We start from the raw sequence: 9396 nt of genomic DNA, 5'->3' as shown, positions 1-9396 counted from the left end.
TCTACCTACTGTCCATCGTCGGGATTCCCATACGCCGACGGCAGCTCGTCTCGGTCGTCGCGCTCGTGGTTCTGGCCTACGTCGTCATCTACGGGGCACGCGCGGACGCGGGCCGGCAGGTGTTCGGGTACAGCGTGGGTCCCGGGCAGCGCCTGCAAGCCCTGGCCGCCGGTCTGACCCATCTGGAACGCGGGATAAACCCGGGCGAGGTGGGAAACCTCGGGGTCCGCCTGGACGGGAACTCCTACCCGTCGATAATCCTGCGACGGCTCCGCGACGGTTCTCCGCCCATCGGCCCGGTAACCCTGTGGAACGACGTCAACATCGCCGTCCCGCGTTTTCTCAATCCCGACAAACTGAATTCCGACCTGGAGTCGCGTTCCCTCAAGACGCGCCTGTCCGCCACCTACGGGATCACCAACGCGTTCGACCGCCTGCCCACCCAGCTCGGCGAGCTGCTGCCCATCGGCGGTCCGCCGTGGATGGTGACCCTCGCGGCTCTGGGAGGATTCGTCCTCGCCCGACTGGAGTACGCGCTGCGCGGATGTCGCCATCCAGCGGCTCTCCTGGGCCTGCTGGCGCTGGTGGCCGCGATCCTGCAGTACGAAGGCGGGATCGCGCTCTACGCGATCAACGGCCGCGGCGTCCTAGCCATCGCGGCCGGACTGTTCGTGTGGCGGAAACGACGGATCTTCCGGCCCGCGACGGTTCGGGGCTCGACCACCCTACCGCCGCTGTGCACCGGCACCCCGGCCACCGTCGCGCGGGCCGGCTCCGACGAGGACGGCACGCCGACCGACCCGTCGCCGGGTGACCCGGTACGGACCGGGCCGGCGTCCGCGGGCAGGGACGAGGACGCGGCGCAGGTCACGGCCCGCGGCCACGGCCCGCGCCGCAACCGGTGAGGGGGTGGCGGCACGGCGGCCGCGGTCTCTCTGACGTTCCGGAGGGCGGTGTCCGGCTTCCCGTCGGTGCGCGAGCAGCCGGATCGCGACGCCCGGCGACACCCGTGCCGGAGCGTCCCCGAGGGGGCTCGCCGCCGGCAGCGTCCTGCTAGCGTGCCCGGTTGTGCCCAGCAGCATGCGCCGAGCGTCCGCCGCCCCCGCCGCCGAGCTGCCCGGGGACGTCCAGCCGCCCGGGGACGTCCAGCCGCCCGGGGACAACCGGCGGGGGCCGGCGTGACCGTGCACTTCATCGGGGCCGGACCGGGCGCCGCCGACCTCATCACCGTCCGCGGCCGGAACCTGATCGCGTCCTGCCCGGTCTGCCTGTACGCCGGCAGTCTCGTCCCGGTCGAGCTGCTGGCGCACTGCCCGCCCGGGGCCCGTCTCGTCGACACCGCCCGGATGCCGTTGGACGACATCGTCGCGGAGCTGGTCGCGGCCGACGCCGCCGGTCACGACGTCGCCCGCCTGCACTCCGGCGACCCGTCGCTCTACAGCGCCGTCGCCGAGCAGATGCGCCGGCTCGACGCGGCCGGGATCGCCTACGACGTGACGCCGGGTGTCCCTGCCTTCGCCGCGGCGGCGGCGTCGCTGCGCCGGGAGCTGACGGTTCCCGGCGTCGCCCAGAGCGTGGTGCTGACCCGCACGGCCGTGCTGTCCAGTCCCATGCCGCCCGGCGAGGACCTCGCCGCCCTCAGCCGGTCGGGGGCGACCCTCGTGCTGCACCTGGCCGTGCACCGTATCGAGACGCTCGTCGCCGAGCTCGTGCCGAACTACGGTACGGACTGCCCGGCAGCCGTCGTCGCCTGGGCCAGCCGGGCCGACGAGATCGTGCTGCGCGGCACGCTCGCCGACATCGCCGGTCGGGCGCGGGCCGCGGGGCTCACCAGGACGGCCGTGATCATCGTGGGTCACGCCCTGGCCGCGGAGGGTTTCCGGGACAGCTACCTGTACTCCCGGGAACGCTTCGGACCGGACGGATGCGTGTCGTCCGTTCCCCCGGCCTCCCCGGTTTCCCAGGCTTCCCAGGCTTCCCAGGCAAACGCCGCGCCGCGTGGCCCGGATCCCCTCCCTCGGGCTCGGTGACCGGGCGCCCCCGGGGCTCGGTGACCGGGGCATGCCGTGTGCTGCTGCTCGGCGGAACCGGGGAGGCGCGCCGCCTGGCAACCACGCTCGGCTCCCCGGATCCCGCCGGCACGGAACGCATCGAGATCGTCTACTCGTTGGCCGGTCGGGTCCGCGAGCCTGCGCTGCCACCGTCCTGCCGGATCCGGATCGGCGGCTTCGGTGGGGCGGCGGGCCTGGCCGACTACCTGCGGGCCGAACGGATCGATGCGGTGGTCGACGCGACCCATCCGTTCGCCGCGACGATGACCACGCAGGCCGCGCAGGCCGCGCACGCCACCGGCGTTCCGCTGCTCGTCCTGCGCCGGCCGAGCTGGCGCGAGCAGCCCGGAGACGACTGGCGCCGGGTCCCGTCGCTGGCCGACGCGGTCGCTCTGCTCGACCGGTTCGTCCCACCCGGGCCGCGCCCGCATTCCGATCCGGCCCCACGGGTGTTCCTGACCACCGGGCGAACCGACCTCGCCCTGTTCGCCGGCCTGCACCGGCCCTGGTTCCTGGCCCGATCGGTCGAACCGCCGACCGGCCCGGTACCGCCACGGCTGACCGTCATCCTCGATCGTGGGCCGTTCGACGTCGCCGGGGAGACCGCCCTGCTGCGCCGGCACCGCGTCGACGTCCTCGTGACCAAGAACAGCGGCGGGACGATGACCGCCGCGAAGCTCGCCGCCGCCCGGGACCTCGGTCTGCCGGTCATCATGGTCGACCGCCCGCCGCTGCCACCCGGGGTGACCGCGGTCGACGATGTCGACGCCGCCGTGGCCTGGGTCGCACCACCAGGGCCTAGATGACCGGGGCTAGGTGACCGGGTAACGACGTGGGGTGAACACGAGGTCCCGGCCGGGGCCGCGGTGCACCACTCGGGTCGTCGACGAGCCGATGAGCAGCAGGCAGCGCATGTCGACCTCGGCCGGGTCGAACGCGCCGAGGCTCGTCACGGTGATGCTCTCGGCGGGACCGCCGACATCCCGGCCGATGACCACCACCGTGCCCGGGGGGCGGTGTTCGAGCAGCACCTCGTGGGCCCGCTCCAGCTGATGGCGACGGGTGCGGGAAGCCGGGTTGTACAGCGCCAGGACGAAGTCGCCCGCGGCCGCCGCCCGCAGCCGCCGCTCGATGACCTCCCACGGCTTGAGTCGGTCGGACAGCGACAGCACGCAGAAGTCGTGGCCGAGTGGCGCCCCGACCCGGCTCGCCACCGCCTGCGCGGCGGTCAGCCCGGGCACGACCCGCACCTCGACGCCCGCGAACCGCTCCGCCGCCGCGGCCTCGACGACGGCCGTGGCCATCGCGAAGACCCCGGGATCACCGGAGGAGACCACGGCGACGTTCGCGCCGCCGGCCGCCAGTTCGAGGGCGAGCTCGGCGCGCTCGGCCTCGACGGTGTTCCCCGAGGCGTGCCGGCGCTGGCGTGGATCGACCGGCACCCGGTCGAGGTAGGGGCCGTAGCCGATGAGGTCGTCGGCGGCGGCCAGCGCCTCGGCGGCCTGCGGCGTCAACCAGCCCGCGGCGCCCGGTCCGAGGCCCACCACGACGACCTCCCCCGCGCCGGGCGTGCCGTCGGTACCGACGGTGCCAGCCGTGCCAACGGCGCCAGCCGTACCGACGGTGGGCGCCGTACCAACGGTGGGCGCCGTCAGTACCCAGTCCGCCTGCGACGCGCGCAGCGGCGCCGGATCGTCCGGCCCCCGGACCGGGCTCGGCAGTACCGCGAGCGAGAAGTACGGCACCGTGGCCGGGTCTACCGCACCGAGCGGGGCGATGCGCTGGCCGGAGGTGGTGGCCCGTTCCACGTACCAGGTGTCCGCGAGGCGTCCCGCGGCGGTGAAGGCGTCCCGGATCCCCGGGAAGGTCCGCCCCATCTTGAGCACGACCGCGGTGTCCGTGCCGGCGATACACTCGGCGAGGGCCGCCGGCGGCAGCGTGCCCGGCAGCACGGTGAGGACCTCGTTGCCCTCGACCAGCGGCCGGCCGAGCACCGCGCACCCCGCCGACAGGGACGTCACCCCCGGCACGACCTCGGTCGGGTACCGGTCGGCGAGGCGCCGGTGCAGGTGGATGAACGAGCCGTAGAAGAACGGGTCACCCTCGCTGAGGACCACGACGTCCCGGCCGGCGTCGAGGTGGACGGCCAGCCGCTTGGCGCAGTCCTCGTAGAACTCGTCGATCGCGCCACGGTAGCCGCTGGGGTGGGAGGTCGTCTCGGTGGTGACCGGGTAGACCAGCGCCTCCTCGATCTGGTCACCGCGCAACTGGCTCGCGGCGACCGACCGGGCGATGCTGCGACCGTGCCGGGCGCTGTGGTAGGCGATCACGTCGGCGTCACGGATCAGGCGGGCCGCCTTGAGGGTGACGAGCTCGGGATCCCCCGGTCCAACCCCGACTCCCCACAGCCGGCCCTTCAACGGCGCCATTAATCCTCCTCGCTCGCGATCGCGTTGACCGCGGCGACCGCCATCGCGCTGCCGCCCCGCCGACCGTGCACGACGAGATGCTCCAACCGGGCCGGATCATCCACGAGGGCCTGCTTGGACTCCGCGGCGCCGATGAACCCGACGGGCACGCCGAGCACCGCCGCCGGTCGCCCAGCTCCGGCCGCGACGAGTTCCAGCAGGCGGAACAGCGCTGTCGGAGCGTTCCCGACCGCCACCACGGAGCCGGCGAGCCGATCCGCCCACAGATCCACCGCCGCGGCGCTACGGGTGGTGCCCAGCCGCTCGGCGAGCTGCGGCACCCGGGGATCACCGAGCAGGCAGAGAATCTCGTTCGCGGCGGGCAGCCGACGGCGGGTCACGCCGGCCGCCACCATCTGCGCGTCGCAGAGCACCGGGGCGCCGTCCAGCAACGCCGCGCGCGCCGCCGCGACCACGCCGGGGGTGAAAGCGAGATCGTCAACGAGATCCACCATTCCACAAGAATGGATCATGCGGACCGCAACCCGGGCGACGTCACCGGGCAGCCGGTCGAGACGCGCCTCGGCCCGGATCGTCGCGAACGACCGGCGGTAGATCTCCGCGCCGTCACGGACGTAGTCGTAACGTTGCATACCGCTCATGCCTGATACGCCGTTCATGCCAGACTCCTCGCCGACCTGACGGCCGCGGCCAGGTCACGGTGGCCGTCGCCGGGGCTCGACGACACGACCGTCGCCTCGCCGCCGTCCGCTCCGACGGATGCGGCGGCGGCCCCGAGGCCCGTCCGACGGACCCGGTAGCCGGACCCGGTCGCCACAACCTCCACCACCCGTCCTCCCGGTTGCCCGCAGCGCCGCTCGCAGCCCGACCAGTGCACCGGCGCGAGGGCCGGGCCAACCGGGACGGGCCGGAGGGCTTGCGGCCTCCCGGCCGGGTGCGTCGGCGTCGACGGGTCGCCAGCTCGGATCCGCACGGACACCGCCGCGTCGCGGCGGACATCCGCCAGCGCCCGGGCGCATCCCGGCCGACCGGCACAGCTCGTCACGCCGACCCAGGATGATGCCGGATCGACGACCAGGCCCGCGTCCGCCGCCGCCCTCGACCACCGGGTAGCCTCGGCCAGGTCGAGATCGCGGAGCACGACGGACCGCCACGGAGTCACAACCAGGACGCCGTCTTCGGCACCGCCCGCTCCGCCGACACCCTCACCACCGCCCGCTCCGCCGACACCGCCCGCTCCGCCACCGACACCGGCTGCCGCGGCGGCGGCGAGCAGGTCGAGCTGGTCGGCGCTCAGCCGCCCCAGGGGGACGAGCACGGTCAACGCCCGGCGGCCATCACGCTGCGGATGCGGACCGGGCCACGCGCCGGCCCGAACGGTGGCGCTCCCAGTGGCCTGGACGATCCCAGCGGCCTGGACGATCCCAGCGGCCTGAGCAATTCCAGCAGCCTGGACGATCCCAACGGCGCCGGCCTCGGCCGCGGCAGCCGCGAGCAGGTCGTCCGGTCCACCCGGTCCACCCGGCAACTCGGCGATCCGCCAGGCCGTCGCGGCGGTGCCCACCGCCGCGCGGGCCTCGATGAAGGCCCGCGCCGCGGCGAGGAGCGCGGGTACGGCGACGTGGACGGGCAACCGCAGCGCGCGGGTCGCGCCCGCGACGGCCAGCAGCATCTCCCCGGAGGGCAGGGCGCGCAGCGCGAGGTCCGCGGGCAGCCCGGCCAGGTCCCCGCTGCCGTCGTCGACGGCGAACAGCACCCGGCCGGGCAGCGCGGCGAGGGCCGGATCCGCGCACAGCCGGCGGTCCAGTTCGGCGACGACCGGCGCGATGTCCCGGCACCCGGCCTCGCCGCGTCCGGACAGCGGCGAGCCTACGATGTTGCGGACCCGCTCGTGCGTCGTCGAGGGCAGCAGGCCGACCGCGCTCACCCGGGCGGCGAGCTCCTCGGCCGTACCGTCGGCCAAGCCGTTAGCCAGGCCGCGTAGCTGCACGTTAGCCCGGGAGGTGAGCTCAAGGTGGCCATCGGCGAACTCCCGCGCGCAGCCGGCGAGGGTCTTCGCCGCGGCGGCGGTCAGCCGGCCGCCGGGCAGCCGCAGCCGCGCGAGCGCGCCGTCCGCGGCCGGATGCGTCGTCAGCACACCAGGGCAGGCGTCGCGGACACGCTCCCGCGGACTGGTGGGCACCGGCGGAGCATACGTGCCGGACTCGGGCGATGCCGGTTGATCGTTTTCTTTGTCACGACGACAGCGGAGTGCTTGACAACACCTCCCGCCTCTCTGCGATCGTGACGGGGCCACGAGCGGCGAACGGCGAGGAAGCAAGGAAGCCCGGTGCGGATCCGGTGCGGATCCGGTGCGGTCCCGCCACCGTCACCGGGGAGTGCGCCCCAGGCACGGCCACCGACGCGGGGCGTGGACCCCCGGGAAAGGCATCACCATGTCGCCTGTGCAGACTCCTCCCAGCGATCCGTCCAACGACCCTTCCGACGACCCGTTGGCCACGGTCACCCGCGAAGCCGGGGAGACGCCGGGAGCCGGGGAGACGGAGGTCGACGCGGTCGTCCTGCTGCTGTCGACCTCCGACACCGACCTGCTCTCCGCGCGGGCGAGCGGAGCCCGCTACCGCCTCGCCAACCCGGCCCGGCTCTCCGTCGCCGATCTCCCGGCGCTGACCAGCGGTGCCGATGTGGTCGTGGTGCGCATCCTCGGCGGCCGGCGGACCTGGGAGGAGGGGCTCGACACGCTGCTCGCCGGCCCGCGCCCGGTGGTCGTGCTCGGTGGCGAACGGACCCCGGACGCGGAGCTCATGGCCGTCTCCACGGTGCCCGGCGGCATCTGCGCCGAGGCACACGCCTACCTCGCCCAGGGCGGTCCGGCCAACCTCGGCGAGCTGCACCGATTCCTCGCTGACACCCTGCTGCTGTCCGGTACCGGATTCGCCCCGCCGGTGACCATCCCGGCCTGGGGAGTGCTCGACCGGACCGCGGACGCCTCAGCCACCCCGGACGCCTCAGCCAGCCGGGATGTCCCGGACGTCCTCGCGGGGAACGCGGTGCGGCCGGTCGCGGTGCGGCCGGTCATCGGTGTCCTGTACTACCGCGCGCACCACGTCGCCGGGAACACCGCGTTCGTCGAGGCACTCTGTGCCGCGGTCGAGCGGGCCGGCGGGGATCCGCTGCCGGTGTACTGCGCGTCGCTGCGCGCCGCCGAACCCGAGCTGCTCGCCGCCCTCGGGCGGGCGGACGCGCTGATCGTCACCGTGCTCGCCGCGGGCGGCAGCCAGCCGGCGCACTCCTCCGCCGGAGGCGACGACGAGGCGTGGGACGTCGGCGCGCTGGCCGCGCTGGACATCCCGATCCTGCAGGGACTGTGCCTGACCAGCGGCCGGGCGGCGTGGGCGGAGTCGGACGACGGGCTGTCCCCGCTGGACGCGGCGACACAGGTGGCGATCCCCGAGTTCGACGGGCGCCTGATCACCGTGCCGTTCTCCTTCAAGGAGATCGACGCGGACGGGCTGACAAGCTACGTCGCCGACACCGAACGCGCCGGCCGGGTGGCCGGCATCGCCGTCGCGCACGGCCGGCTGCGGCGCGTCCCACCGGCCGAACGCCGAGTGGCGCTCATGCTCTCGGCCTACCCGACGAAGCACTCCCGGATCGGCAACGCGGTGGGCCTCGACACCCCGGCGAGCGCCGTGCGCCTGCTGCGGGCGATGCGCGCGGCCGGATACGACATCGGGCCCGACGACGGCCCGGACGCGCTGCCGGGGGTCGCGGCCGAGGACGGTGACGCCCTGATCCACGCGATCATCGCCGCGGGCGGGCAGGATCCGGCCTGGCTGACCGAGGAGCAGCTCGCCGGCAACCCGGTCCGGATCAGCGCGGCGCGGTACCGGGCGTGGTTCGACACCCTGCCCGCCGACCTGCGGGAGAGCGTCGAACGGCATTGGGGGCCCGCGCCCGGCGAGCTGTACGTCGACCGGTCCGCGAATCCGGACGGGGAGATCGTGCTCGCCGCGCTGCAGGCCGGCAACATCGTGCTGCTGGTCCAGCCGCCACGCGGCTTCGGGGAGAACCCGGTCGCCATCTACCACGACCCCGACCTGCCGCCGAGCCACCACTACCTCGCCGCCTACCGGTGGCTCGCCGGCGGCTCCGGCGGCTCCGGCGGCTCCGGCGGCTTCGGCGGCTTCGGCGCGCACGCCGTCGTCCATCTGGGCAAGCACGGGACGCTGGAGTGGCTGCCCGGCAAGACCGTGGGCATGTCCGCGTCCTGCCCGACCGACGCGGCGATCGGCAACCTGCCGTTGATCTACCCGTTCCTCGTCAACGACCCGGGCGAGGGCACGCAGGCGAAGCGCCGGGCGCACGCGACCCTGGTCGATCACCTGGTTCCGCCGATGGCCCGCGCGGAGAGCTACGGCGACCTGGCCCGCCTGGAACAGCTGCTCGACGAGCACGCCACCATCGCCGCCATGGATCCGGCGAAGCTGCCGGCCATCCGGGCGCAGATCTGGACGCTGATCCAGGCCGCCCGGCTCGATCACGACCTGGGACTGGCCGACCGGCCGCACGACGCCGAGTTCGACGACTTCCTGCTGCACGTCGACGGGTGGCTGTGCGAGGTGAAGGACGCGCAGATCCGCGACGGCCTGCACGTGCTCGGCGAAGCGCCGACCGGCGGGGCGCGGATCAACCTGGTGCTCGCGATGCTGCGGGCCCGGCAGATGTGGGGGGGGCGCGTCACCCTGCCGGGGCTGCGGGAGGCCCTCGGGCTCGTCGAGGACGACCGGGCGGCCCGCGGCGCGGTCGACGCCGCCGAGGCGACGGCGCTCGCCCTGGTAACGGCGATGGAGGAACGCGCCTGGGACCCGTCGGCCGCATCCGACGTGGTGACGACCGTCCTCGCCCCCCCTCCC

At 74.5% G+C, this 9396-nt stretch carries 6 protein-coding genes and 1 pseudogene; 4 read left to right on the top strand and 3 right to left on the bottom strand.

Annotated features, from left to right (window positions below):
* The 3 genes and pseudogenes from AC08OV_RS20710 to AC08OV_RS20700 form a co-directional block, all read left to right on the top strand.
* A pseudogene (locus AC08OV_RS20710) lies at positions 1 to 905 on the top strand (hypothetical protein); the annotation flags it as partial.
* Positions 906 to 1178: 273 nt separating this feature from the next.
* Positions 1179 to 2030: a precorrin-4 C(11)-methyltransferase gene (cobM, locus tag AC08OV_RS20705; RefSeq protein WP_476614599.1), complete on the top strand. Its 852-nt coding sequence runs from the start codon at positions 1179 to 1181 to the stop codon at positions 2028 to 2030.
* 38 nt (positions 2031 to 2068) lie between these two features.
* The gene (locus tag AC08OV_RS20700; protein WP_476620150.1) at positions 2069 to 2857 is read left to right on the top strand and encodes a cobalt-precorrin-6A reductase; all 789 of its coding nucleotides are present in this window, start codon (positions 2069 to 2071) and stop codon (positions 2855 to 2857) included.
* A 6-nt stretch (positions 2858 to 2863) separates the two neighbouring features.
* Here AC08OV_RS20700 and AC08OV_RS20695 read toward each other — a convergent pair whose 3' ends face one another.
* The 3 genes from AC08OV_RS20695 to AC08OV_RS20685 are packed head-to-tail and all read right to left on the bottom strand — an operon-like array spanning position 2864 to position 6662.
* Positions 2864 to 4480, bottom strand: coding sequence for a precorrin-2 C(20)-methyltransferase (locus tag AC08OV_RS20695; RefSeq protein WP_476614597.1), 1617 nt, complete (start codon positions 4478 to 4480; stop codon positions 2864 to 2866).
* Positions 4480 to 5139: a precorrin-8X methylmutase gene (locus AC08OV_RS20690; RefSeq protein WP_476614596.1), complete on the bottom strand. Its 660-nt coding sequence runs from the start codon at positions 5137 to 5139 to the stop codon at positions 4480 to 4482. The genes AC08OV_RS20695 and AC08OV_RS20690 overlap by 1 nt, the downstream gene beginning before the upstream one ends.
* Positions 5136 to 6662 carry a nitrite reductase gene (locus AC08OV_RS20685; RefSeq protein WP_476614595.1) on the bottom strand — a complete coding sequence of 509 codons (1527 nt, stop codon included), beginning with the start codon at positions 6660 to 6662 and terminating at the stop codon, positions 5136 to 5138. The genes AC08OV_RS20690 and AC08OV_RS20685 overlap by 4 nt, the downstream gene beginning before the upstream one ends.
* Positions 6663 to 6915: 253 nt before the next feature.
* Here AC08OV_RS20685 and AC08OV_RS20680 point away from each other — a divergent pair.
* The coding region (locus AC08OV_RS20680; RefSeq protein WP_476620149.1) for a cobaltochelatase subunit CobN at positions 6916 to 9396 on the top strand (2481 nt) is incomplete at its 3' end.

It is taken from the genome of Frankia sp. CeTa3Moorea (assembly GCF_978021225.1).
This window is presented reverse-complemented; position numbering and strand designations above follow the sequence as displayed.

What these genes read in the sequence shown, in the direction of transcription:
- AC08OV_RS20695 (WP_476614597.1), bottom strand. Translation starts at nt 4,480, where the DNA reads ATGGCGCCGTTGAAGGGCCGGCTGTGGGGAGTCGGGGTTGGACCGGGG.
- AC08OV_RS20690 (WP_476614596.1), bottom strand. Translation starts at nt 5,139, where the DNA reads ATGAACGGCGTATCAGGCATGAGCGGTATGCAACGTTACGACTACGTC.